The following is a 24628-nucleotide window of genomic DNA, read 5'->3' on the forward strand; positions in this document are numbered from 1 at the left end:
GGCTTCACCGCAGGCAGCCCCCAGGAAGCCCTTGACTGCGCCTGCGATCTCTACCTCGGACACTGACCCCCGAACGACTTACGGGCGTGACCACTTAGCACCGGACCGAAACCGTGGTCAAGAGTTTCGTTCTAATATTCGGAAATGTAATTCTCTCCAAGCGCCCGCGCCGTTCCCTCTACCTCCTACCAGGTCAACCGTCCAGATTTGACCGTTCGTACAGCTTCCCGATTTTCCCTCTCAGCGCCGGTGGAGTTGTAGTACGACTGCTGAGAAGCGCTTCGATCTCTCGGAATGGACTGTTCGTGGATGTTGCCCAGGACGCAGGACCGATCGTCGACTGGTGGGCTTACGCGCACCGGCACCCGCTGCGGTACCGGCTGGCGGTACTGGCGACCGACGCCCGCGAGGTGGTCACCCACGCCGGTGGCTGGCTGTTCGACCGGTCGATGGCAGGCTGGGACGTGAACGCGGTTCTCACCGATGTCACCGACCTGCTGCCGCTGCAGATTCTCGGCGCGAGCGTGCTCGAACTCGAAGGGCCACTGGCTGTTCCGGTGCACCACACCTGGCCCGACGCGCTGGCTGTCGCACCGGATCTGCTCCGGTCCGACAGCCGGGTCCGCGACGGCGTGCTGAACTGCCTGGAGCACGATCTGATCGAGATCGTGCTGTGGGGCCCGCTGCCCGCGGAATTCGAGAGCCGAGTCGAGCTGATGAGCCATCGCCTCAGTAGCGCGGCACGGGCGTTCAAGGGACGCGCGCTGGCAGCGACCCACACGCGAACGGACACGGTGCCGATGATCGAGGGTTTTCACAGCAACGCCGCGTCACTCGCGGCCGCGCGCGTCCCCTCGGTGCGCTGACCGCCGTCCTCAATCGGCCACAGCAATCCGGCGCCGCTCGAGCGCCGCTCCCTCCACGTCCACATTCGGGATCAACCGGTCCAGCCGCGCAGGCAGCTTCCAGGCGGACTCGCCGAGCAGATGCAGCAGGGCGGGCATGAGCAGCATCCGGATAGCGAAGGCGTCGAACAGGATTCCGACCGCCAGCCCGAACCCGATCGAGCGGATGATGCCCGACTCGGCGAAGACGAAACTGCCGAACACCAGCGCCATGATCAGCGCCGCCGCCGAGACCACGGCCCGGCCCGCGCGCAGCCCCTGCATCACCGCGACCCGCGCCAGCGCACCGCGCACCAGCGCTTCCCGCATTCCCGAGGCGAGGAACAGCTGATAGTCCATGGCGAGCCCGAACAGGAAGCCCACCAGGATGATCGGCAGGAAGTTCAGCACCGGACCGGGCGTCTCGAGCCCGATGATCGCCGACCCCCACCCCCACTGGAACACCGCGACCAGCGCACCGTAGGTGGCGGCCAGCGACAGCACGAATCCCGCCGTCGCCACCAGCGGCACCAGCAGCGAACGGAAGACCATGATCATGATCAGCAGCGAGAGCCCGATGATGACCGCCAGATAGCGCGGCAGCACCTGCGCCAGCCGCTCCGAGATGTCGATGTCGATGGCCGCCTGCCCGGCGACGCCGAGCGAGATCGCCCCGTCGATCGCCTCTTGTGCACGAAGCTCCCGGACGACGTGCGCGGTCACATCACTGTTCGGACCCCCACCCGGCAGCACCTGGAACGCGGCCAGGCCACCGGTTTTCGCGACAGCGACGGCCGCGACCCCGACCACTCCGTCCACCTCGGCGATCGCGGCGGCGACCCGCCGCTGGGCGGCCAGCTCGCCCGCGTCGTCGAGGTCGGCGGGCAGCTCGGCGGTCACCAGCAGCGGACTGTTCGCGCCCGCACCGAATTCCGCCTCGGTGATGACATAGGCGCGCTGGGCGTGGGACCCGACGGGCTCGGTGGAGCCGTCGGGCAGGCCGACGCGCATGTCCAGCAGCGGTGCGGCGACCAGCAGCAGCACCACCGCCACGCCGACGACCGTCCCCACCGCCCGCCGGTTCCGCATCGGCGCGATCGGCGCCACCGTCCGGTCTTCGCCCGAGCCACCGCGCCCGATGACCCGGCGTCCCGCCAGACCGAGCAGAGCGGGCGTCAAGGTGACGGCGAGCAGCACCGCGACGACCACCGCGAACGCGCCGACCGTCCCCATCAATCCGAGGAACGGAATGCCGATGACATTGAGCGCCAGCAGCGCGATGATCACCGTCGCGCCCGCGAAAACGACCGCGTTGCCCGAGGTTCCGTTGGCCAGCCCGATCGACTCGACGAGATCAGTGCCACTGCGGACCTGACGCCGATGCCGGTTGACCACGAACAGCGAATAGTCGATGCCGACCGCCAGCCCGAGCATGATGGCGAGGATGGGCGTGGTCATCATCATCTGCACGACCCCGGAGAACGACAGCGCGACCAGCAGTGCGACCGCGACCCCGACCGTGGCGCTGACCAGCGGGATCGCCGCACCGGCCAGGGTGCGCAGCACCACGCCGAGAACGATCGCCGCGAACGCGATCCCCACCACTTCGGCGACCCCGAAGATCGCGGGCATGCCTTGCGCGATCTCCCCTGAGATGCCGACCTCGACACCCTCGATCGGATGCGCGTCGACGTAGTCGATGATCGCGCGTTTCGAGCTGTCGGCCAGTTCCAGTCGCGGCTCGGTGAAGCTCACGGTCACCACCGCGGTCGACCCGTCCGTCGAGACGGCGCGAATCGGTTCGGCCAGTGCGAGAATCGCGGTGCCGTCCGCGAGCATCGCCGCCTGCCGGTCCAGTCCGGTCCTGGTCGCGGCCAGCCGCGCCAATCCCGCGTCGACGTCGGTCTCCTCGGCGGTGAGGGCACCCAACCGATCCCGCAGCGATCCGCTCGGGTCGCCGGTCCTGGCGAGGCGGGCCTCCAGGCCGGTGCGTTCGGACCGCACCCGGGCCAGGTCGGCGTCCAGTTGGGCCTGTTCGGCGTCGGATCGGGCGCGGCCCGCCGAGATGAACTGGGCACCGCCGGTCACCTGGGCCCGGCCCGCCACGCGTTCCTGTTCCATCCGGAACGGGTCGAATACCCGGGCCACGTCCGGCGATTCGGACAGGCCGGTCGCCAGTTCGGTGATCGCGGCGCGCTGCCGTTCGGACAGCGGGGTCCCGTCCACGGTCCGGAAGACGACACCGCCCGAGGCTCCGGCGTATTCCGGCAGGGCACCTTCGAGTTCGGCGACAACTTCCGAGGACGGCAGGCCGGGAATGTCGAACGAGGTTGCCAGCCCGGCGAATCCGATCGCGAACCCTCCTCCGCCGAGCAGCAGGATCGCCAGCCAGCTACCGATCACCGTCCATGGGCTGCGCGCGGAGCGAATGCCCAACCGGTACAGAAATTCCGCCATGACTGTGTCCTCACCTCGGGTGCAAATCAACTATACGAGACGGTCCGTATAGGTAATCGGCGGTATCATCGCGGCCATGACGAAGGGACGACGCGGAGCGGTGCGCAGCGAGGCTGCCCGGATCTCGATCCTGCACGCGACCGCCGCCCAATTCGCGCTGCGCGGTTGGGATCACCTCGCCATCGAGGGCATCGCCACTGCGGCAGGCGTCGGCAAACAGACCATCTACCGGTGGTGGTCGTCCAAGGCGGGACTCGTCGCCGACTGTCTGCTCGAGGGTCTGTTGATCCCCGAGTCGTTCGTCCCGGCCGACACCGGCGACCTGCGCGCCGACCTCACGACCTGGCTCACCGCGGTGTTCGAGTTCGCCGACGAGCCGCGCAATGCGGTGCTGTTCCGTTCGCTGGTCGGGGCCGCGGCCGAGGACGAGCGGGTCGGCCTGCAGTTGCGCGACGCACTAGGCGCGTCCTCGGCATTGCAGTCCCGCCTCGAAGCGGCGCGCACACTCGGCCAACTGGCGGCCGACGCGCCACTGCAGCAGATCTCCGACGCGCTCATCGGCGTGATCATCCTGCACGTGATCACCCGCGCGGCAACCGAACCCGAGCTACCCGCACGACTGGTGCACGCCGTCACCGGCGCGCCGCTGTCACGCCGAGGGTGAGTTCGGCCCGGCGTTGCGTTCCAGCCACTCGGTGAGCGAGCGGCCCGCGTCCAGCACGTGTCGTTCGCCGATTGCCCTGGCCCGCACCGCATCACGCTCGCCGAGCGCGTCGATGAGCTGGTCGTGATCGTCGAGCGAGTGCTGTTCGTGCTCGGGGAACAATCGCAGGAAGTTCGACGGGACCACCCGCACAGCCTGTTTGATCTGGGTCAGCAGCCGCGGTGAGTGCGCGGCGCGGTGCACTTCCTGGTGGAATCGCCAGTTGGCGTCACCGATGGAGTCGTCACCCGAGCACGAGGCGACATCGGCGGCGAGTGCGCGCAGCTGGTCGAGTTCCGGCGTGCTCGCGCGCTGCGCGGCCCAGGCCGCGGCCTGCCCGGTGAGCACGCCGAGAATGGTGAAACTGTCCATGATGTCGGCCGGGCTGATCCCGATCACCGTGATACCGCTGCGCGGCGCGACCCGCACCAGGCCCTCGTAGGACAGCTCAAGCAAGGCCTCGCGCACCGGGGTGCGACTGGTCGCGAATTCGTCGGTGATGGCGTCGAGGTCGATGCGCGCGCCTGCGGGCAAGGCCCCGGTGAGGATGCGATCGCGCAGCTCACGCGCCGCTCGTTCGCGCACGGTCCCTGCGATGTCGGTTGCCATCCGCGAAGCTTAACAGGCCAGAGGTACCAGGTTTGAAATCTGATATGTCAGATGTTACATTCCAATTATGGCGATGAGGCACGGCGACCAGATGACGTTGGTCGCGTTCATGCAGGCGGGCAACACCTCGGTCTACTCGGGTTCCTGGCGGCACCCGGCCACCGAGCACGGCTATCTCGACGCGTCGTACTACGCGAAGGTCGGGCGGCAACTGGAGGAGGGCTGCTTCGATCTGATGTTCTTCGACGACCGGCTGGCCATGCCAGGCATCTACGGCGGCTCGGTCGAGGAGGCGGTGCGTACCGGCGCCCGTCCGGTGAAGCTGGATCTGGGGGTGGTCCTGGGCGTTCTCGCGCAGAGCACGTCCCATATCGGTCTCGGCGCAACGTATTCCACGACCTACTACGCGCCCTTCCATGTCGCCCGCACCTTCGCCACCCTCGATCACCTCTCCGCGGGCCGGGCCGCGTGGAACGTGGTGACTTCGGTCAACGACAGCGAGGCCCAGAACTTCGGCATGGACGCCCATCTCGGTCATGCGGAGCGCTACGACCGCGCCGACGAATTCCTCGAGGTGGTCGGCGGCCTGTGGGACACCTGGGACGACGACGCGATCGTGCACGACCGCGCGGCCGGCTACTTCGCCGATCCCGCCAAGGTGCACGAACTGCGGCATTCGGGCCGTTTCTTCGCCGCGCGCGGACCGCTGACCGTGCCGCGCACACCGCAGGGCAGGCCGGTGATCATCCAGGCTGGCTCCTCCGGTCGCGGCCGCGAATTCGCTTCGCGCTGGGCGGAATTGATCTTCACCGGCGATCCCGGTCTGGAGGTGGCGCGCAGTCACTACGCCGACCAGAAGGCCCGGATCGCCGACGCGGGCCGTGATCCGGCCTCGGTCCGGATCTGTCCGATGGCCTACGCCGTGGTCGGCGAGTCCGAGCAGCACGCCAAGGAGCGCGAGGCCATGCTGCTCGAGGACCTGGTGCATCCGATGGCGTCGCTGACGTTGCTCTCGGAGCTGATGAACTACGACTTCGCGCAACACGATCTGGACGACCCGGTCACCGACGAGCTGATCGCCTCGGTCTCGGGCATCCGCGGTCTGGTGCAGAACCTGCGCACCCACATCGGTGGCACCGTCACCGTGCGGGACCTGGCGGGTCACCGCGCGACACTGCTGCAGGGTCCGCGATTCGTCGGCACCGGCGAACAGGTCGCCGATCAGATGGCCGAGTGGTTCCACGGCGATGCCTGTGACGGTTTCGTGCTGGCGGCCACGCACATGCCAGGATCGTTCGAGGATGTCGTCCGGATGGTGGTGCCCCGGCTGCAACAGCGTGGCCTGTTCCGCACCGCCTACGAGGGCACGACCCTGCGCGAGCACCTCGGCCTGTCCCGGCCCGCACCGGTCCGGCCCACGAGCACAGTGGTGTGACATGAGCCGAGCCATGCTCGACGGCGTGCGAGTGCTCGACCTCGCCACGCTCGCGGCGGCGCCACTGGCCGCCACCTACCTCGGCGAATTCGGCGCCGAGGTGATCAAGATCGAACAGCCCACCGGTGGTGACCCGATCCGCACCTGGGGTGCGCAGCGCAACGAGGTCGGCCTGATGTGGAAATCGGTATCGCGCAACAAGCGTTCGATCACCTTGGACCTGCGCGTCGCCGAGGGCCAGGAACTGCTGCGCAGGCTGGTCGCGACCGCCGATGTCGTGGTCACCAACACCCGGCCGCAGACCCTGCGCAAGTGGGGCTTGGACTACGCGAGCCTGCGCACGGTCAACGAGCGCATGGTGATGCTGCACATCACCGGGTTCGGGCTGACCGGTCCCAAGAGCGAGCGCCCCGGTTTCGGCACACTGGGCGAGGCGATGAGCGGCTTCGCCCACATCACCGGCGAGGCACAGGGTCCGCCGACGCTGCCGCCGTTCATGCTGGCCGATGGTGTCGCCTCCCTCAATGCCGCCTATGCCGTACTCATGGCGCTCTACCACCGCGACGTACACGGCGGGCCGGGGCAACTGATCGATATCAACCTGGTCGACCCGCTCACCCGCCTGCTCGAGCAGACCCTGCTCAGCTACGACCAGCTCGGCATCGTGGCCGAGCGCGCGGGCAACCGCTGGGACATCTCCGCGCCCCGCAACACCTATCGCACAGCCGACGGCAAGTGGCTGGCGATGTCGGGCAGTTCCCCCGCGCTGGCGCTGCGGGTGTTCCGCGCGATCGGCCGTGCGGACCTGATCGACGACGTGGACTTCGGCGATCCACAGCGCCGCCTGGCCCGCGCGCGCGAAGTCGATGACGTTGTCGCGGAATGGGTTTCGCGACAGACTCTCGCCGAGGCGATGAAAGTCTTCGACGCCGAACAGGTGGCCGCGGCACCGGTCTACGACATCACCGACCTCGTCGAGGACGAGCAGCTACGCCACCGCGAGGTATTCGTCCCCGTCGCCGACGACGAACTCGGCACCATGACCGTGCAGGCGCCGGTGCCCCGCTTCTCCGAAGCGCAGGGCCGGGTATCGCACCTCGGCCCCCGCCTCGGCGAGCACAACGCCGAGGTCTACGGCGAGCTACTCGGCCTCGACACCGACACCATCGACGACCTGCGCAGCCGCGGCGTGCTGTGAGTTACCCACCACGACAAAGGATTCCACGATGACCCTGCTGATACGGCGCTCCGAGCTCGCGCTGCCCGCCTGCAACGACCACATGTTCGCCAAAGCCCTGGCCAGCGGCGCTGATCTGGTGTTCCTCGATCTAGAGGACGCGACCCCGGAAGCGCTCAAGGAGCAGGCGAGGGAGAAGGCGATCACGGCGCTGACCGAGCTGGATTGGGGCCGTACGGTTCCCGCGATCCGGATCAACGCCCTCGACACCCGCTGGTGCCACGACGACATCATCGAGGTGGTCAGCCGGGCCGGCGCGCACCTGCACACGATCGTGGTGCCCAAGGCGCGCACCGCCCGCGACGTGTGGTGGGTCGACGTGCTGCTGACCCAACTCGAGGACAAGCTCGGGCTGGAGCACAAGATCCGCCTCGAGGTACTGATCGAAGAGGTCGAGGGACTCGCCAATGCCGAGGCGATCGCCGTCGCCAGCCCGCGGGTGGACACGCTGATCTTCGGCGTCGGCGACTTCTCGCTGTCCCAGGGTGCGCGGGTGGACACCAATTTCGAACCGCTCGGCGACTACCCCGGCGACTTCTGGCACTACGCCCGCAACAAGGTGCTGGTCGCGGCCCGCATCGCGGGCATCGACGCCATCGACGCGCCCTATCCCGACTACGGCAATCTCGTCGGCTACGAGCGCGACGCCCAGCGCGCCTCGCTGCTGGGCTACACCGGCAAGTGGGCGATCCACCCGAACCAGGTACCGATCGCCAATACCGTCTACTCCCCCACCGCAGCGGAGATCACGCTGGCGCAACGCAATATCGCCGCCTACCGCGCGGCCGAGGCGGCGGGCCGTGGCGCTGTCGGCGTCGACGGGGTACTCGTCGACGCCGCGCACATCAAGATGGCCAGGGCGACCCTCGCCCGTGCCGCCGCGATCGACCCCTTCCTGCGCGCCGACGGCGCGATTCCAGTCCCCAGCTGAACCACGGCGGCGACTTCGGCATTCGCCACCGGTGCCCCGGGCCGCCGTCCCCAGCTCACCGAAGTGGGGACGGCGGCCGTCGGCCGCACAGATCCGACATGTCCGCAGTGGGCTGCGACACACACGCACACGTCGGGTATGAAAGGGTCCGACCTAGACTCTGCCGATGAGCTGGTGGGATTTCTGGATTTCTCACAGACGGCACGAGCGACAATGGGCAGCGCGGTCGGGACCAAGGGTGGGGCGATGAACAACGGCAGTACGTTGCGCGCCTGGTGGAAGGACCCGGTCGACTACCGATGGCTGGTGGACACCCTGGCTGCCCGATCAGCGCTGGGGCCGCTCAAGGTACTGATCGGCACCGCGGGCGCGGCGATCGCGGTGATGGGTGCGGTGATCGCGGGAACACCGGTGGGGCCGCCCGGCGATCCCGGCATCGCTTCGACGATCGGAGTGCTGTCCGGGACGCTGTGGGCGGCGCGCTGGTGGCTGCTGCCGTGGCCGAACAAGACCGAGTCGCTCGTGCTGATCGCCTGTGCCGACGTGCTGTTCACGGTCGAATTCCTCCAGCTGCAAGATCGGCTGTTCGGTGCGATGGGCACGGTACTTCTCCTGGTAACCGGCAGCTACCTGAGCTTCTTCCACAGCGCACGGGCACTGGCCGTGCATTCGGCCTGGTCGGTGCTGTCGGTACTGGTGTTGTCGGTGCGAATCACCACCGGCGGCGGCGATGTCCGCTTGGCGCTCGCGGTCGCGCTCCTGCTCGCCTCGGTGGCCGGTGCGATGCCGGCCTTCCAACTCCTCTATTGGCTCCTGCGCACCGAGTCGCTGTCGGACCCGCTCACCGAGCTGCTCAACCGCCGCGGCCTCGAGAACCGACTGCCGCAGCTGATGGACCGCAGTCCCGCGATCTGTGTCATCTGCTTCGATCTCGACCAGTTCAAGCGCGTCAACGACACCTGGGGCCACAGCATCGGCGACATCGGTCTGGTCCGGACCGCGCGCCGGTTGCGCGATGCCGCAGGGGAAACGGCGGTGGTGGCGCGCACCGGCGGGGAGGAATTCGTGGTGGCCACCCCGATCAGCGCAGCCGCCGCGCGCAGCGAGGCCGAGCGGTTGTGCCAGGTGGTCGCCGAACCGCCGGAGACCGCTGTGGTGGTCACCGCGAGCGTCGGCGTGGCCGTCTTCGACGCAATGATCTGTCCGCATTGTCCACGTCCGACCCCGGACCGGCTGCTGCAATCAGCCGATGCGGCGATGTACCGGGCCAAACAGTCCGGCGGAAACCTGGTGGTGGTAGACGACCTCACGCCGCCGCTCGATCATCACCACCCACCCCCGGACGACCGCCGGTAAGGCGTCGTTGAGTTCGGCCGAGTCAGTGCCGGTCTTCGAGGCCGACAGCATCCCGCAGCCGATCCGCGGCCGTTCGAAGGTCGGGATCGTCGAAGGCGGATGAAGCCAGCAGCGCGGCCAGTGCCTCGGCGATGACATTGAGTTTCTCTTGCGAGGCCTCGCTCGCGCGGCGGCTCGCGTTTTCGAGCAACACCACCAACAGCAGCGTGAAAACGCTCGCAACGGTGTGGATAGCAGCTTGCCAGGTTTTGAGGTCGGTCCACCACGGCAAACTGAACAGCCACACCACGACGATGCCGGCACAGACGAAGAAGAACGGAGCCTGACTCACCCGCAGTTCGGCCAGCTCGACAAACCGGTCGAACGGCGAACGACGGTCACCTCCACCACGACTTCGTGCGGCCTCGCTGCGGCGCTCCATCACCAGAATTCTAGTCGCCACGCCCAAGCAGCACACGACGCTGCATCGACCGCGACAAATTGCACCACATCGACTTCGAAGGGGGCAAACTGCCCGAGGCAGCGGATTTCTACCGCGACATCAAAGCCCGCGCGGTCGCGGCCGGGCGCTCGGCCGATGACATCAAGATCCGGCCGTCGGCGAGTTTCGTCCGGTCGCTCAGCCCTGGTCGAGTTCCCCGCGCACGGTGGCGGCGATGCGGGCGAGCGCGGTCTCGAGGTTGCGGCGCTGGGCGGCGGTCAGTGGATCGAACACGAGCCGCCTGACCTGCGCGACATGTTCGGGTGCGCTCTCGACGAGCTTGCGGCGGCCGCCGTCGGTGAGGGTGGCGAAGGTGTATCGACCGTCGCTGGGGTCGGGTCTTCGGGTGACCCAGTCGCGGGCTTCGAAGCGGTCCATCGCTTTCGACAGGCGGGGCTGGGTGCTGTCGCAGAGCCGGGCGAGGTCGCCCAGGCGCATGGTGTCGTCGTCGGCCATGGACAGCCGGGCGAGCACCCCGTACTCGAAGTTGGAAATGCCCGCGTCGCGTTGGAGCTGACGGTCGAGAGCCGCGGGGAGGGCGACGACGACTGTGAGCAGCGCCTGCCACAGATCCTGTTGGTCCTCATCGAGCCAGGGCGAGGGGGAATTCATGAGCCCATCGTACTTGCCTGGGCAACTTGCACTTGCCTGGGAAAGTCATCGTGCGCTACGTTCTTACTTGCCCAGGCAAGTCAAATGATTTGCCTGGGCAAGTCAAGGAATCGACCGCCTGGTCATGGGCAACTCCATCCGCTCGGTCCGACTGACCTGAGCCGGTTCGACTTCGACCTTCCGACTCGATCGCCTCGACCTGGGGCGGCGACACCGAAACATCCTGGAGGACAGTTCCATGAAGGCCATGCGTTTCCACCAGTTCGGCACCAGCGAGGTTCTGCGCTACGAAGACATCGACCGGCCGGTCCCCGGCCCCGGACAAGTGCTCGTGCAGGTCGCCGCCACCTCGTTCAACCCGGTCGACGACCATATCCGCGCCGGCCACCTCGCCGAAATGATCCCGATCGCACTCCCCTACGTCCCGGGCATCGACCTGGCCGGCACCGTCACAGCACTCGGCGCGGACGTGACGGGCCACGCGATCGGTGACCGGGTCGTGGCGATGCTGCCCCTGGACTCCGCGGGCGGCGCCGCCGAATACGCGCTCGTTCCCGCCGAGTCGCTGGCCCCTGCGCCGCGGTCGACCGAGCTGGTCGACGCCGCGGCGCTGCCGCTGACCGGCCTCGCGGCCTGGCAGTTGGCGTTCGAGCTCGCCGAGCTGAAGCCCGGTCAGACCGTGCTGGTCAACGGGGCGGGCGGCGCAGTGGGCAGCCTCGTGGTCCAGCTCGCCGTCGACGCGGGCGCACACGTGACCACGGTGGACGCGCCGCAGCACGCCGACCGCCTTCGTGGCTACGGCGCCGACCGGGTCGAAGGCCCGCTCAGCCTCTCGGATGGTCCCGCCGCGGTGGGCGGTCCGTTCCAGGTCGTGGTGAACCATGTGCGTGTCTCACCCGAGGAACTCGCACAGCTGACGAACTATGTCGCCGACGGCGGGATAGCCGCGAGCTCGGCAGGCCCGATTCCCGAGGACACCGCCCGCGGTGTGCGCAGCGAGAGCCTGTGGGTCCGCAGCGATGGCGCCCAGCTGAGCGAGCTGGTCGCCAAGGTAGACGCGGGCAAACTCCAGATCCACGTCGCCGACCGTCGCCCGGTGGCCGAGCTCGCCGACGTGCACGCGGAGGCCGGCGCGGGACGTCTGGTCGGGAAGACGGTCGTACTCGCTCCCTGATCAGCGATCCAGCGAAGTCGTTGCCACGGTTAGGCGTTCGGCGATCCCCCTCCCGATCCCTATCCAGGCGGTACTGGAACCAGGATCGGCGGGGGGCTGGCTAGCGTTTGCGGCCCACGCCGGCGACGATGCAGTTGCGGACATCGGAGAGTGGGGTGAGGTGGGGGCCGTCCGACCACCAGTCGTCGCAGCGGACCAAGCCGGGTTCGACCATCTCGAGATTGCCGAACATCGCCTGGATTTCGTCGCGGGTGCGGAAGCGGCCACTGCCCATCGGGCTGTGGATGAACTTCTCTTCCATCTTCTGGGCGAGCTCGCTGTATTCGGCGGTCTCCGGGTCGTGGAAGTGGGCGATGGCCACGAACGAACCCGAGGGCAGTGCGTCGATGTAGGTCTGCATCAGGGCGGGGCCGTCGTCGCCCAGGTAGTGGTGCAGCGTGCCGATGTGGAACAGGGCCAGCGGGCGGGTGAAGTCGAGTTCGCGGCGCACCGTGGCGTTGCCGAGCACGTCCAAGGGGCGGAAGATGTCGGCCTCGGCGATGCGGGTGCGGCGATTGCTGGCCAGCAGCGCCTGCGCGTGCACGAGCACCGACGGGTCGTTGTCGACGTAGACGACCTTGGACTGGGGGTTCACCCGCTGGACCACCTGGTGGGTGTTCTCCGCGGTGGGCAGACCCGATCCGAGATCGAGGAACTGGTCGATGCCCGCCCTGGCCAGGAACCGGCAGGCGCGGATGAGGAAATCGCGGTTGGCCCAGGCCAGGTCGTTGACCTGCGGGGCGACCGTGCGGACCTGGTCCAGCACCGCGCGATCGACGTCGAAGTTGTCTTTGCCGTTGAGTGCGGCGTCGTAGACACGCGCGATACTCGCACGGGTGGTGTCCACCCCGACCGGGACAGCGCTGGGGTAGGCGGCAGAGGAATGCGACATCAGGGAGCGCCTTTCGGGCATCGGAGCCGACTGGACGATTTCAGCCTAGAGCATCGTTTGCCTTGCTGGACAAGCTATTCCGGCACCGACGCGGATACGACGTGCAGCCGGGTACCCGGAGTACCCGTATCGGTGGGCTCCTATTCGAGCAGCGCGTGGCGGTCCCACGATCAGAGCATGATCCAGATGCTCAAACCAGCCCAGGTGCCCGATTCGGTGGTGGGTAGGCGTTCGATCGCCGTGCTCGTCGTGATCCTCACCGGCCAGTTCATGACGGTGCTCGACGGCTCCATCGTCAATGTCGCCATTCCGTCCATGCGGTCGAACCTCGATACCGGCGGGGCCGCACTGCAATTGATCGTCGCCGGCTATGTGATCGCCTACGCGGTGTTGCTGATCGGTGGTGCGCGCCTGGGTGACCGGTTCACTCAGCGACGAACGTTCATCGCGGGTCTGGCGGTGTTCACTCTGGCCTCGCTCGCCTGCGGGTTGGCGTGGAACGCGGAGTCGCTCATCGTGTTCCGGTTCGGTCAGGGCGTCGGCGCGGCCGCACTGGCGCCACAGGTGATGACGCTGATCCAGCGCACATTCGCCGGAGCGGCGCGGGCCAGGGCACTGAGTATCTACGCGGCGATCGTCTCCGGTGGCCTGCTGGCCGGCCAGATTATCGGCGGATTGATCGTCGACGCGGATCTGGGCGGCAGTGGTTGGCGTGGGGTGTTCCTGGTGAATGTGCCGATCGGACTCGCCCTGCTGGTGCTGGCGCCGCGCGTGCTCCCGGTTACCGTCGCGCGCGCGGATCGGACCGTCGACGGACTGGGACTGGTGACGCTGACCGCCACCGTGCTGTTGCTGGTCGTGCCGCTGGTGCTCGGGCGAGAGCTCGGGTTTCCGCTGTGGTCGTGGCTGTGTCTCGGGGCGGGCGTGCTCGGGTCGGCCGTGTTCGTTCTGGTCGAGCGGGCGGTCGCCGGGCGTGGTCGAGATCCGCTGTTCGCGCCGCAGGTGCTCGGTGCACCCGGTCTGCTCGCGGCTGCCGCGACCCTGCTCCTGGTGATGGGAACCTTCGGTGGATGGCTGTTCGTGAGCGCCATCCACATGCAGAGCGACCTCGGCTACAGCGCACTGCGGGCGGGCGCGCAGTTCTTGCCGATGGCTGCCACGTTCGCGGTGGCCGGCCTGTCTTGGCAACGCGTCCCGGCTCGCCTGCACGCGAGAATGATTCCGTTCGGGCTGGTGGTGAGCGCGGCCTCGCTGGGCTGGCTCGCGTGGTTGCTCGGCGACGGAGCGGGGATCGGACCCGCGGCGTCGATCGCGTTCGGGCTGTTCGGCCTCGGTAACGGGCTGGCTTTCAGTCCGTTGATGACGCGCGCGCTTGCCGCGGTGCCGCTGCCCCTCGCCGCCGACGCCAGCGGCATTCTCGTCACCAGCGTGCAACTGGGAACCGTAGCCGGGATCGCGACGATCGGGTCGGTGTTCTTCGAATCGGTCGGAACGACAGCGTCATCGGCGGCCGATGCGGTAGCGGTCGTGCATCTGATCTGCGCCGCGACCACACTCGTCGCTGCCGCCTCGGCCGCGGTCGCCGTGCGCAGGATCAGCCGCTGATCGTGCCGATCGCGACGTCACCGGTCCTGAGCTAGCGCGACACCATGCACGAGCTCAGGACCCCTGGCGGACGCTCAGTAGGTCAGAGCTGAGCTTCGATCGCCTGCACGACCTCGGCGGCATCGGGGGTCGTGCGCGGGCGGAACCGGCCTGCGACCGTGCCGTCGCGACCGACGAGGAACTTCTCGAAGTTCCACTGCACGTCACCCGCCGCACCCTCGGCATCGGCCGTCTCGACCAGCGCGGCGTAGAGCGGGTGCCGGTCGTCACCGTTGACATCGGCCTTGGCGAGCAGCGGGAAATCGACGCCGTAGGTGACCGAGCAGAATTCCTGGATCTCCTCGGCGCTGCCCGGCTCCTGGCCCATGAATTGGTTGCTCGGGAAGCCGATCACGGTGAAACCGCGCTCGCCGTAGGCCTTCTGCAGCTCGACCAGGGCTCCGTACTGCGGGGTCAGACCACATTTGGAGGCCACGTTGACCAGCAGTACCGCCCGCTCGCCCGCCAGGTCGCCCAGCGTGGTGTCCTCGCCCGTCAGGGTCTGCACCGCAATGTCTCGAATGTTCGCGCTCATCACATCACCACCAGATCTCGTCTATGTAGGTTCGATCGCCACCGTACCGGAGCCCGATCGGCGCGCAAGTGTCCCGCTGGGCGTACCGCCGCCTTCGCCGGTGGCCGTGCGCGCAGTGAAGGAACGCTTCGCGTCTGCGCCCACTATGCGGGAGAATCTGTAACACGTTCTTGTTTTGTGGCGCGGTTGGCGGCACCATTCCATTGATGGGCGGTGACGCCCCACCCCGAGCACCGGAGGAAACACGTGAGCGACCAGCCACATCGGATCGATACCGTCCGCCCGCTGCGCGCGAGCGAGGTGACCCAGTGGGATTTCGAGGCCGATGTGGTGGTGGCCGGTTTCGGCATCGCCGGCGTGTGCGCGTCGATCGAAGCCGCGCGGGCCGGTGCGAAGGTACTCATCCTGGAACGAACCGGCGGCTGGGGCGGCGCGGCGGCGCTGGCGGGCGGATTCGTCTACCTCGGTGGCGGCACACCGCTGCAGAAGGCGCTCGGATTCGACGACACCCCCGAGAACATGGCGGCCTTCCTCACCGCGGCACTCGGGCCCGGCGTCGACGAGGCGAAGATCAATGACTACTGCGCCGGCAGCGTCGAGCACTACAACTGGCTCGTCGACTGCGGTGTGCCGTTCAAAGAGTCGTTCTGGGGTGAGCCCGGCTGGGAGCCCCCGCACGACGAGGGCCTGATGTACTCCGGTGGCGAGAACTCCGCACCGTTCCTCGAGATCGCCGAACCCGCTCCGCGCGGCCATGTTCCGGAGCTGGCGGGCAAGAAGATCGGTGAGCGCAGCGGCGGCTACATGCTGATGAAGCCGCTGGCCGACACCGTCGCCGGGCTCGACATCGACGTCGAGTACGACACCCGGATCCGCCGGCTCGTCGTCGACGACGCCGACCGCGTGGTCGGCGTGCTGGCCACCACCTACGGCAAGCCCGTCGCCGTGCGGGCCGCGCGCGGTGTCGTGCTGGCGACCGGCAGCTTCGCCTACGACACCGAGATGATCGACCGCTACACCCCGCGCCTGAGCGGCAGGCCGGGCGCGGCCATCGAGGAACACGACGGCATCGGCATCCGGCTGGCCCAAGCGCTCGGCGCCGAGCTCGCGCACATGGATGCCAGCGAGGTGGCCATCTTCGGCGATCCGCAGATGATGGCGCGCGGCATCCTCGTCAACGGACGCGGTCAGCGCTACGTCACCGAGGACACCTACCCCGGCCGGATCGGCCAGGCGACGCTGTTGCAGAACGACAACCAGGCGTTCCTGATCATCGACGAGACCTCGCTCGAGGAGGCGCTCGCGACCGAGAGCGCCACGCCGTTCTTCCGCTTCGCGCCCAAGTGGGTCGCCGAGACGGTCGCCGAACTCGAGGCCGAGATGGGGCTGCCCGCACAGACATTGCAGACCACCGTCGCCACCTACAACCAGCACGCCGAACACGGCAGCGACCCGGTGCTCGGCAAGAAGCCCGAATGGGTGCGACCGATCACGGGGTCGCTGGCCTGCTTCGACCTGCGCGGGTTCACCGCCGGGTTCACCCTCGGCGGGCTGCGCACCGACCTGGATTCGCGGGTGCTGCACGTGAGCGGTGAACCGATCGAGGGCCTGTTCGCGGCGGGCCGCTGCACCTCGGGACTGTGCGCGTACGGCTACGTCAGCGGGGCCTCGCTCGGCGACGGCAGCTTCTACGGCCGTCGCGCGGGCAAGGCGGCGGCAGCGGGCTGAACCACGGACGGCCCACCGCGGGCCTTCTGTCAGTACTCTGCTTGCAGCGTCACGCCCGACGACGAGTCCGGCTGGGCTCACGGTCTTTTCACACCCGGGAGCAGGCGCGCCGAACAACAGACTCAGTGCAGATCGGAGTTGGACAGTGCAAGCAGGTGGGACGTCCGCGGATTACGTGATCGTCGGCTCCGGATCCGCGGGGGCGGTGCTCGCGAATCGGCTCAGTGCCGACCCCGGCACCACGGTCGTACTGCTGGAGGCAGGCCCGGCCGACGACGACAAGTTCGCCCATATTCCGGCCGCGTTCTCGAAACTCTTTCGCAGCGAGCGTGATTGGGACTATCTGACCGAGCCGCAGACCGAGCTCGGCGACCGGCAGATCTACTGGCCGCGCGGCAAGACCTTCGGCGGCTCGTCCTCGATGAACGCGATGATGTGGGTACGCGGTTTCCGCGCCGACTACGAGGAGTGGGGGCTCCTGGCAGGCGAGAAGTGGAACTTCGCCGCCGCGGTGGAGCAGTTCCGCAAGATCGAGAACGTCCAGGACGCGCAGTTCCCCGACGAAGGTTCCAAGGGACCGCAACACGTGCAGCGCCAGCGCAGCCCGCGCGCGTCGACGCACGCGTTCCTCGAGGCCGCGCGCCAGGCGGGCCACGAACTCGAGTCGGCGAACAGGCCAGCGCCCGAGGGTTTTACGCAGACCATGGTGACCCAGCGCGACGGCAGGCGCTGGAGCACCGCCGACGGATACCTGCGGCCCGCGATGAAGCGGCCGAACTTGACCGTGCTGGCCGAGTCGCTGGCCACCCGCGTGCTGTTCGAAGGCACGAGGGCCACCGGCGTGGAGTACCGCAACGGCGGGCAGACACTCACCGTGACCGCGAACCGTGAGGTCATCCTGTGTGGTGGCGCGGTGAACAGTCCGCAGCTGCTGCAGCTTTCGGGCATCGGCGATCAGGACGAGCTGAAGGAACACGGCATCGAGCTGGTCGCCCACTCCCCCGAGGTCGGCGCGAACCTGCAGGACCACCTCATCTCGGCGCTCGGCTACAGCGTGGAATCGGACTCGCTGTTCACCGCGGAGAAGCCACTCGAACTGATCAACTACCTGGTCCGCCACCGCGGCATGCTCAGCTCCAATGTCGGTGAGGCATACGGTTTCGTGCGCAGCGAGCCCGACCTCGAGCACCCCGATCTGGAACTGATCTACGCACCGGCGCCGTTCTACCACGAGGGTCTGGTCGAGGCCACCGAACACGGTGTGGTGCTCGGCGCGATCCTGCTTCGCCCGCGTAGCCGCGGCAAGATCAGCCTGGCCTCGGCCGATCCGACGGCCAAGCCGGTGATCGATCCGCGGTATCTGTCCGATCCCGATGGCGCCGACCGGGCCGCGCTGACCGCCGGGCTTCGGGTATGCGCCGGGCTCGCCGGGCAGCCCGCGCTCAAGAGCGCACTCGGCGCGCTGATCTACCCGCCCGAGGCACCCGAAGATCTCGAAGCCACCATCGCGCTGACCATCGAACAGTTCTCGCACACCCTCTATCACCCGATCGGCACCTGCCGGATGGGCACCGACGCCGCCAGCGTCGTCACGCCTGACCTGAAGGTCCGCGGCGTCGAAGGTCTGCGCGTCGCCGACGCCTCGGTGATGCCGCTGATCATCCGCGGCCACACCAACGCCCCCGCCATCTTCATCGGCGAACAGGCCGCGGACTTCATCCTGGCCGAGGCCTGACAGAGGTGACGGTGGCGCGCGGGCAACGGCGCGCCACCGCATATCTCATGCCGCCGCGAGACCGAGCGACGCGGCCGCGAGCAGCAGATACGGCAGCGGATAGCCCAGATCCGCGTACCGGCGCGACCGTGCGACCGTGAGTTCGGCGGCGACGAAATACACCACGAGCCCGGCCGCGGCAGCCACCGCCAGCGGCCGATACGCCAGGCCGGCGAGCAGACCGAGCCCACCCGCCGCCTTGATCAGGGCCAGCGGGGTGAGCGTCCACGGTGCGAGGCCGTACCGGCGCATGTTCTCGCGCACCCAGTCGGCACGAACGATGTCGATCAGCGCGGCGGCCAAGGCGGCCACCGCGGCGAGCGCGGTGACGACGAGATAGGTGGTGTGCATCGGATCAGGTCCTCCGGTTTCGGGGTGATCGGCCGCCTCTGCCATCGTGGAGGCAGCCGCCGTGACGGGACAGCGTGTGCCGCCCATTCGATAGACGAACGGCGTGAGCGAAAGGTGACCGATGCGCGCGGATCGGCCGGCAGCGTCGGCAGGCGCGTTCGAACAACGGCGCGATCGCCTGCGTGGCGTCGCCTTTCGGATGCTGGGTGCCGGTGCCGAGGCCGAGGACGCGGTCCAGGAGGCATGGTTGCGTTTGGCCGGAACCGACACCGAGATCGCCGATCTCGACGGCTGGCTCACCACAGTGGTGTCGCGGATCTGCCTCGATATGCTGCGCAGCCGTACCCGCCGCGCCGTGGTCCCGGACACTCCCGATCGGGCGGCGACCGGCGCGGGCATCGATCCCGAAGCCGAAGCGCTGCTGGCGGATTCGGTCGGACGGGCGCTGCTCGTCGTTCTCGACGCGCTCAGCCCCGAGGAACGGGTCGCCTTCGTTCTGCACGACCTGTTCGCCGTGCCGTTCGCCGAAATCGCGCCGATGCTCGGACGCACGCCCGCCACCACCAAGAAGCTCGCCAGTCGCGCGCGATTGCGTGTGCACGCGCCCGCCCGGATCGAACCGACGGAACTGGTCGCACATCAGGCCGCGGTGACGGCCTTTGTGCGGGCTGCCCGCGGGGGCGATCTCGGCGGGTTACTGGCGGTGCTCGCACCGGATGTGGTGCGCACCGCCGACCCGGCGGCGCTCTCGCCCGGAATGGCCGTCATCGTGCGTGGGGCACGCGCCGTGGCAGACGGGGCCCTCGCGCTGCGGCACCGGTCGCGGGACGCGGTGCTCGTGCTCATCGACGGCACGCCCGGTCTGGTAGTGGCGGGAGCGGGCGGCCCGGTGTTCGCGGTGACATTCACGGTGCGCGGCGGGCGGATCACGGCTTACGACGTCGTCGCCTCGCCGGAGCGTGTGGCCGCGTTCACCCTGTCGTTGCCGCCAGAACTGCCGTGAACAGGGCCGCGAGATGACCGGATCCCGCATTCGTCCCGGTCAGAAGGCGGGGACGCGGGCGAATCCCAACGGCGGGGTCGGGACGGGGCCGGAACGCAGGTCATGCCGGAAATCGGGCAGCAGCGGGAGCATCTCGACGTTGCGGGCGGCGTAGCAGCGCACCATCGGCAGCGCGCGCGAGACCTCGGCACGTTCGATCGGCTCGGCGTCTACGAACGCGAGTGCGTCCAGGCCGAGGCCGAGCGTGCCCGCGATCCGGACGATCGAGGCCGACTTGCGGCCCCAGCCGACCTCGACCGCCGAGAACATCTCGTACACACCGTGGCGGTACAGCGTGCGCAGGGTCGCGCCCCGGTCACCGCGCGCGGCGACAGCATGCAGCACACCGCGCTCGCTCAGTTTCGTCAGCGTGCGCAGTGCCGGTGGGCGCGGCGTGGTGCCGGTCTCGTCGTGGACGACACCCTCCCACAGGGTCTCGTCCAGTTCCCAGACCAGACAACGGACGGCAGGTCGCATGGCGCTGAACTCTACAACCACTGATAGCGAAGAACCAGACTTGTGAGCGGTCACTACAGGGGTCCGCTACCGTGGGCCCCCTACCCAGAACCTGACGTTCCATTCCGGTTTCCTCGGCAGTTGGTTAGGGTGGGGTTCGCTGGACAGCGGGGGGTACAGCCGCAACAGGCGAAGGGAACACAGATGTCCGTCCACAATCCACCCCGACCGTCGCTGACCGTCTCGGGCAAGCCGATGTCGTTGCCACTCAAGGACGTTCGCACACTGTCGCGGCAAATGGTCGGCCATTTCGTCGCTACCGTCGCGCCCTGCGGGACGCTGCCGGGCGACGCCATTTCCGGGGATGTCACCACGATCACCCGGATCTGCCTGGAATTCGCCGTCGGCATGCTCGACGGGCGCGATATTCCCAGCAAGTTGCAGCGCCTGCAGGACGCCGCGGGCGCGTGGGCACGGGAGGGCGTGCCCATCGACACGATTCACCACTCGATCTCCGAGGGCTTCAAAATCGGCCTCGACCTGGTCGTATCGAGCGCGTCGGGGAAGGATTTCGACAACCTCATCGACGGCGTCAAGGTCGTGATGGAACTGCTCGACACCATCACCGCGCAGATCTCGCTGGCCTATGTGCGCGAGCTCCGCGGCGTGGTCAGCGAACACCACACCGCCGTACACACCCTCACCTCCGCCCTGCTCGGCGGCCACAGCACCTCGACGATGGCCCGCGAATGCGGCATCACGATCGCCGAGACCTACGCGGTCTTCGCCCTGGCGATCCCGCAGCACCGCGAGGAAGCCAACCCGGCGCTGGATGCGAAGGTCGTCGCCCGCCGCAAGTTGCGCCGGGTGCAGGCCGAACTGGCCAAACGCTGCGGCGACTCGGCGCTGTCGCTGCTCAGTGTCGACGGCGGGACCGTATTGATCCCGGCCGATACCTTCGACCGCGAGGGCCTGACCGCGCTGGTCGCCCAGCTCTCCCAGGCCGCACAGGTCGGCATCACCGCCGCGATGGTCGAAACGAGCACCACCGGCGTCCCCGACGCCGCCGACCAGGCCCACGAACTGCTCGACATGGTGCAGCGGCTCGACGTGACCTCGGGTCTGTACCGCTTCGACGAGCTGGCCCTGGAATACCAGCTCACCCGCCCCGGCCCCGGCCGCGAATTCCTCGGCTCGCTACTGGATCCACTGGATCAGTACCCCGAGCTGCTCGAAACCCTGCAGCGCCATATCGCCAACAACCTCAACCGCCAGCGCACCGCTCGCGTGCTGCACGTGCACACCAACACCGTCGACTACCGGCTCAAGCGGATCGGTCAGCTCACCGGTTTCGACCCCACCCAGCCTTCGGGGCTGTGGTACTTGCGTTCGGCACTCGTCGCCCGCAGCTACCGTTCCGTCCCCGCCTGACCCCGAACACGACGAAGGCGCTGTCCGCACGATGTGGACAGCGCCTTCGTCGTCGTCAGCGTGAGCGGGTCAGATCGAGCCGCCGCCACCGACGAGCCACGGGTTGAACGCGCAGGTCAGTTGCGGGTTCTGCACCGGGTCGAGCGCACGCAACGCGATCGACAGGGCACGCGGCGAGTACATCATCGTGAGGTGATCGGAGATGTCCTGCTCGCAGCCGTCCTGCAGGGTGATGTTGTCGACCCGCGCCCCCGGGCCCGCCTTCAGGAAGGTCAGGTCATAGGGGTTGGTGACCTCGTCATACCGGGTACCGACCACGGTGTAGTCGACGCCGGCGACAGTGTCACCGCCCGCGTTGAGGTTGTTGACGAAATCCGAGCCGATGGTCTGCTGGATACCCGCGTGCCCGACGAAGATCTCGATCGGGCCCAGGATGTCGATACCCAGGTTGTTGATCATGCGACCCAGCGCGCCGATACCGTCGAGGCTGGTGCCGTGGTGGGTGGCACCGAAGGTGATCAGCTTGTTCACCTTGGCGGCGCCGCCCTCGAACTTGGTGTAGTGGTTCGCCATCGACCCGCCTTGCGAGTGGGCGATGATGTCGACCTCGTCAGCACCGGTGGCCGCGAGCACCCGATCGACGAACGTCGCGGTCTGCTTGGCCGAGTCCTCGATGTAGCCGGTACCCATCACACCGGGCAGGAACGAACCGAGACCGCCACCCTCCATCATGTTGGAGCGACCGAAGTTGAACGTGAACGTGCAGTAGCCGGCGTCCTTGATCGGCTGGCCCATGTAGGCGTAACCGTTGTAGGCGTTCATCCAGGTGCCGTGCAGCAGCACGACCGGGCGAGGATGCTCTGCGGTCGGCTTGCAGGTCCAGTCGTTCGTCCCTGGTGCGGCAGCGTCGGGGTTGCCGAGGCCGTAGGCGAACGCGGCGAGGAACGCCGTCGACTCCGGTCCGTATGCGCCTGGATCGGAGGAATAGCCGCCCGAGGAACCCGAGCTGGAACCCGAACCGCCGTAGCAGTCACCGGACCCGTTACCGGACCCGGCACCGCTGCCGGAGGTGCACGCCGAACCGGACCCGGCGACCTGACGACCTTCGGAGACGATGTCGGCGAGATCCTGCTCGGTCGGCGACGCGGCGGGAGCCGCGCTCGCCCCCGGCCCGGTGAGCACCATGGAAAGGGCGCCGACTCCGGCGAATACCGCCGTGTGCAGCGTGCGCCTGCGACTGGGAGATTTCATGTGGTGACTTGTCTTCCTGTGCGATTCGAATATTCGCCGCCCTTTTCCTGCCGGGAGAACGAATGGCTTGTCGAAACCGCCCAAAACATAAGCCGCAGAATTCCTTACGAGACGATTGTCACGTGCGGTCTGGGCAGGTCACCACGCCCTCTCGAAAACGGCCATGACGGGGCACAGGAAAATATTCAGCATTCGCTGCGCGCGGGAACCCCGAGGAGTCGCTCGTCGAGCCACAACATCGCCTCCGGATAGCCGGTCGCCGCACCGATGATGTGTTCACCGAGCACACCGCGATACACCGCGCTGGCACCGAGTTCGCACTGCTCGGCATAGAGATTGCGCGCGCCCTCGGCGGGGATCCAGAATTCCTGGTCACCGTTGTAGATGTAGAGCGGAGTAGCCGAGCGCAGGCCTTCCATCCGGGTGATCTCGTAGATATCGGTGGCCAGTTCCGAACGCAGCGGGTCGGCGATATTGGCGCCGACATCGATCGGCAGATGCAAGATTCCGGGCACCGCGAACACACTGGCGCACGTATCTTTCATAATCGAGGTCGTCACCCAGCGCCCGAGATTGTTCATCGCGGCGAGGATTTCGGGTCGTTCCCGGCCGATCGCGAAGGTCGCGGCCATAAATATTCCGGATGCGAGATTGGCATTCATGCTGCGCGACAGGATTTCGAAGTCGGCCGGTACGCCGCCGAGTGCCGCGCCGACGATCGCGCCGGCCAGTTCCGGAGCGTAGGAATCGATCAGCTTGGCCGCACCGTGGGTAGCGATGGCGCCGCCGGAATAGCCGGTCATCGCGAAGCGGCTCTCGCCGTAGGACACCGGGTCGAGACCGCGCAGCGCCCTGATCGAGTCGAGCACCGCGTGCCCGGCGACATACGGTTCGGCATAGGCCATCCACGGGCCTTCGTGGTCGGGCACCAGGACCGCGTATCCGCGCAGTACCGCCAGCTGGGTGGTCGGCGGAATGAATTCCGTCGCACTCGACTGTGTTGTCAGGCCGTGCGCCAGTGAGTAACCCGGGGTGCATTTGCGGCCGAGCGCGTCGATCGGCAGGTTGTTCACCAGCACGGGGCGGTCTCCCGGCCCGGTCCACTCGGTGGCGGGCACGATCAGGGTCGCGGTGGCGTAGGACGGCCTGCCGTGCGCGTCGTCGGTGCGGAATTTCAGCAGCGTCGCCGAGCGGATGGGCACCAGGGTCAACCAGGCCGCGGTCGCGGTGACGTCGCGGGTTTCGATCAGATCGCCGGGCGACAGCTCGTCCAGCCCGGCGGGCCACTGGTCGAAGATCGGATCACCGACCGCCGACGGCAGTACCGCCGCGTGCAGCGCCGCGAGCTCGGCGGCCGGATCAGCGGCGTTCGGCTGGATCGGCGAGGGAAGGACCCGGTCGATCCAGCGCTGCAGATCAGGCAGGAAACCGGGTGTCCCCACCTGTGGCACCGGGAATTCCTGGGTCGGCGGCGGATCGGCGGCGGCAGTGCCCGCCGCGAACGAGAAGAGCAGCAGCATCGAACAGACAAGTACTCGAACAGATCTCATGGCACACACGCCTTCGGGTGGCAACGGATTCGTCGATGACGTGCCACCATGCGGTG

General features: G+C 68.0%; 22 protein-coding genes. 12 read left to right on the plus strand and 10 right to left on the minus strand.

Translation table 11 applies throughout. The features are described from left to right. Positions 1-305 precede the first annotated feature (305 nt). A complete protein-coding gene (locus ACFWO8_RS14190) occupies positions 306-866 on the plus strand; it encodes a hypothetical protein (protein ID WP_378949816.1) in 561 nt (186 codons plus the stop codon). Between the two features lie 9 nt (positions 867-875). Here the strand turns inward: ACFWO8_RS14190 and ACFWO8_RS14195 are convergent, their stop codons facing one another. Further along, positions 876-3341 carry an MMPL family transporter gene (locus tag ACFWO8_RS14195; RefSeq protein ID WP_378949818.1) on the minus strand — a complete coding sequence of 822 codons (2466 nt, stop codon included), beginning with the start codon at positions 3339-3341 and terminating at the stop codon, positions 876-878. 76 nt (positions 3342-3417) lie between these two features. Between ACFWO8_RS14195 and ACFWO8_RS14200 the strand changes: the two genes are divergently transcribed. After that, complete coding sequence (locus ACFWO8_RS14200) at positions 3418-4005, plus strand: TetR/AcrR family transcriptional regulator (RefSeq protein ID WP_378949820.1); 588 nt, start codon at positions 3418-3420, stop codon at positions 4003-4005. Here the strand turns inward: ACFWO8_RS14200 and ACFWO8_RS14205 are convergent. Then, the gene (locus ACFWO8_RS14205; protein ID WP_378949822.1) at positions 3991-4653 is read right to left on the minus strand and encodes a GntR family transcriptional regulator; all 663 of its coding nucleotides are present in this window, start codon (positions 4651-4653) and stop codon (positions 3991-3993) included. The two genes, ACFWO8_RS14200 and ACFWO8_RS14205, sit on opposite strands and share 15 nt — an antisense overlap. Before the next feature lie 67 nt (positions 4654-4720). Here ACFWO8_RS14205 and ACFWO8_RS14210 point away from each other — a divergent pair, with 67 nt between their 5' ends. The 4 genes from ACFWO8_RS14210 to ACFWO8_RS14225 all read left to right on the plus strand — a co-directional run bounded on the left by ACFWO8_RS14210 (position 4721) and on the right by ACFWO8_RS14225 (position 9612). Continuing rightward, positions 4721-6088, plus strand: coding sequence for an LLM class flavin-dependent oxidoreductase (locus ACFWO8_RS14210; RefSeq protein ID WP_378949824.1), 1368 nt, complete (start codon positions 4721-4723; stop codon positions 6086-6088). 13 nt (positions 6089-6101) lie between these two features. Beyond that, positions 6102-7286: a CaiB/BaiF CoA transferase family protein gene (locus tag ACFWO8_RS14215; RefSeq protein ID WP_378950892.1), complete on the plus strand. Its 1185-nt coding sequence runs from the start codon at positions 6102-6104 to the stop codon at positions 7284-7286. Positions 7287-7314: 28 nt separating this feature from the next. After that, the gene (locus ACFWO8_RS14220; RefSeq protein WP_378949827.1) at positions 7315-8256 is read left to right on the plus strand and encodes an HpcH/HpaI aldolase/citrate lyase family protein; all 942 of its coding nucleotides are present in this window, start codon (positions 7315-7317) and stop codon (positions 8254-8256) included. Positions 8257-8502: 246 nt separating this feature from the next. Further along, entirely contained in the window at positions 8503-9612 is a 1110-nt protein-coding gene (locus ACFWO8_RS14225; RefSeq protein ID WP_378949830.1) for a GGDEF domain-containing protein, read from the plus strand. A gap of 22 nt (positions 9613-9634) precedes the next feature. Here ACFWO8_RS14225 and ACFWO8_RS14230 read toward each other — a convergent pair whose 3' ends face one another. Both ACFWO8_RS14230 and ACFWO8_RS14235 read right to left on the minus strand, forming a co-directional pair. After that, positions 9635-10033 (minus strand): low affinity iron permease family protein, encoded by a 399-nt coding sequence (locus ACFWO8_RS14230; protein WP_378949832.1) that lies wholly within the window; start codon positions 10031-10033, stop codon positions 9635-9637. Between the two features lie 198 nt (positions 10034-10231). After that, complete coding sequence (locus ACFWO8_RS14235) at positions 10232-10705, minus strand: MarR family winged helix-turn-helix transcriptional regulator (RefSeq protein WP_378949834.1); 474 nt, start codon at positions 10703-10705, stop codon at positions 10232-10234. A gap of 238 nt (positions 10706-10943) precedes the next feature. Here ACFWO8_RS14235 and ACFWO8_RS14240 point away from each other — a divergent pair, with 238 nt between their 5' ends. Further along, positions 10944-11879, plus strand: a complete 936-nt coding sequence (locus tag ACFWO8_RS14240) for an NADP-dependent oxidoreductase (protein WP_378949836.1) — start codon at positions 10944-10946, stop codon at positions 11877-11879. Positions 11880-11979: 100 nt separating this feature from the next. On the opposite strand, the gene ACFWO8_RS14245 is transcribed toward ACFWO8_RS14240, so the two are convergent. Next, positions 11980-12810, minus strand: coding sequence for an SAM-dependent methyltransferase (locus ACFWO8_RS14245; RefSeq protein ID WP_378949840.1), 831 nt, complete (start codon positions 12808-12810; stop codon positions 11980-11982). A 177-nt stretch (positions 12811-12987) separates the two neighbouring features. On the opposite strand from ACFWO8_RS14245, the gene ACFWO8_RS14250 reads away from it, so the two are divergent. After that, complete coding sequence (locus ACFWO8_RS14250) at positions 12988-14415, plus strand: MFS transporter (protein WP_378949842.1); 1428 nt, start codon at positions 12988-12990, stop codon at positions 14413-14415. 82 nt (positions 14416-14497) lie between these two features. Here the strand turns inward: ACFWO8_RS14250 and ACFWO8_RS14255 are convergent, their stop codons facing one another. Next, entirely contained in the window at positions 14498-14989 is a 492-nt protein-coding gene (locus ACFWO8_RS14255) for a glutathione peroxidase (protein WP_378949844.1), read from the minus strand. Between the two features lie 246 nt (positions 14990-15235). On the opposite strand from ACFWO8_RS14255, the gene ACFWO8_RS14260 reads away from it, so the two are divergent. Together ACFWO8_RS14260 and ACFWO8_RS14265 are read left to right on the plus strand one after the other, a co-directional pair. Next, positions 15236-16717: an FAD-dependent oxidoreductase gene (locus tag ACFWO8_RS14260; protein ID WP_378949846.1), complete on the plus strand. Its 1482-nt coding sequence runs from the start codon at positions 15236-15238 to the stop codon at positions 16715-16717. Positions 16718-16862: 145 nt separating this feature from the next. Next, positions 16863-18452: a GMC family oxidoreductase gene (locus ACFWO8_RS14265; RefSeq protein WP_378949848.1), complete on the plus strand. Its 1590-nt coding sequence runs from the start codon at positions 16863-16865 to the stop codon at positions 18450-18452. Positions 18453-18497: 45 nt separating this feature from the next. Here ACFWO8_RS14265 and ACFWO8_RS14270 read toward each other — a convergent pair whose 3' ends face one another. Next, entirely contained in the window at positions 18498-18842 is a 345-nt protein-coding gene (locus tag ACFWO8_RS14270) for a DoxX family protein (RefSeq protein ID WP_378949850.1), read from the minus strand. 121 nt (positions 18843-18963) lie between these two features. On the opposite strand from ACFWO8_RS14270, the gene ACFWO8_RS14275 reads away from it, so the two are divergent. Further along, positions 18964-19845, plus strand: a complete 882-nt coding sequence (locus ACFWO8_RS14275; protein ID WP_378949852.1) for a sigma-70 family RNA polymerase sigma factor — start codon at positions 18964-18966, stop codon at positions 19843-19845. A 39-nt stretch (positions 19846-19884) separates the two neighbouring features. Here the strand turns inward: ACFWO8_RS14275 and ACFWO8_RS14280 are convergent, their stop codons facing one another. Continuing rightward, positions 19885-20361, minus strand: coding sequence for an HAD-IIIC family phosphatase (locus ACFWO8_RS14280; RefSeq protein WP_378949854.1), 477 nt, complete (start codon positions 20359-20361; stop codon positions 19885-19887). A 183-nt stretch (positions 20362-20544) separates the two neighbouring features. On the opposite strand from ACFWO8_RS14280, the gene ACFWO8_RS14285 reads away from it, so the two are divergent. After that, positions 20545-21771 (plus strand): PucR family transcriptional regulator, encoded by a 1227-nt coding sequence (locus ACFWO8_RS14285; RefSeq protein WP_378949856.1) that lies wholly within the window; start codon positions 20545-20547, stop codon positions 21769-21771. Positions 21772-21840: 69 nt separating this feature from the next. On the opposite strand, the gene ACFWO8_RS14290 is transcribed toward ACFWO8_RS14285, so the two are convergent. Then, positions 21841-23022 carry an esterase/lipase family protein gene (locus ACFWO8_RS14290; RefSeq protein WP_378949858.1) on the minus strand — a complete coding sequence of 394 codons (1182 nt, stop codon included), beginning with the start codon at positions 23020-23022 and terminating at the stop codon, positions 21841-21843. A 185-nt stretch (positions 23023-23207) separates the two neighbouring features. Next, entirely contained in the window at positions 23208-24572 is a 1365-nt protein-coding gene (locus ACFWO8_RS14295) for a lipase family protein (RefSeq protein ID WP_378949860.1), read from the minus strand. Positions 24573-24628 lie beyond the last annotated feature (56 nt).

The sequence above is a fragment of the Nocardia sp. NPDC058480 genome (genome assembly GCF_042720495.1).
Classification (GTDB): domain Bacteria; phylum Actinomycetota; class Actinomycetes; order Mycobacteriales; family Mycobacteriaceae; genus Nocardia.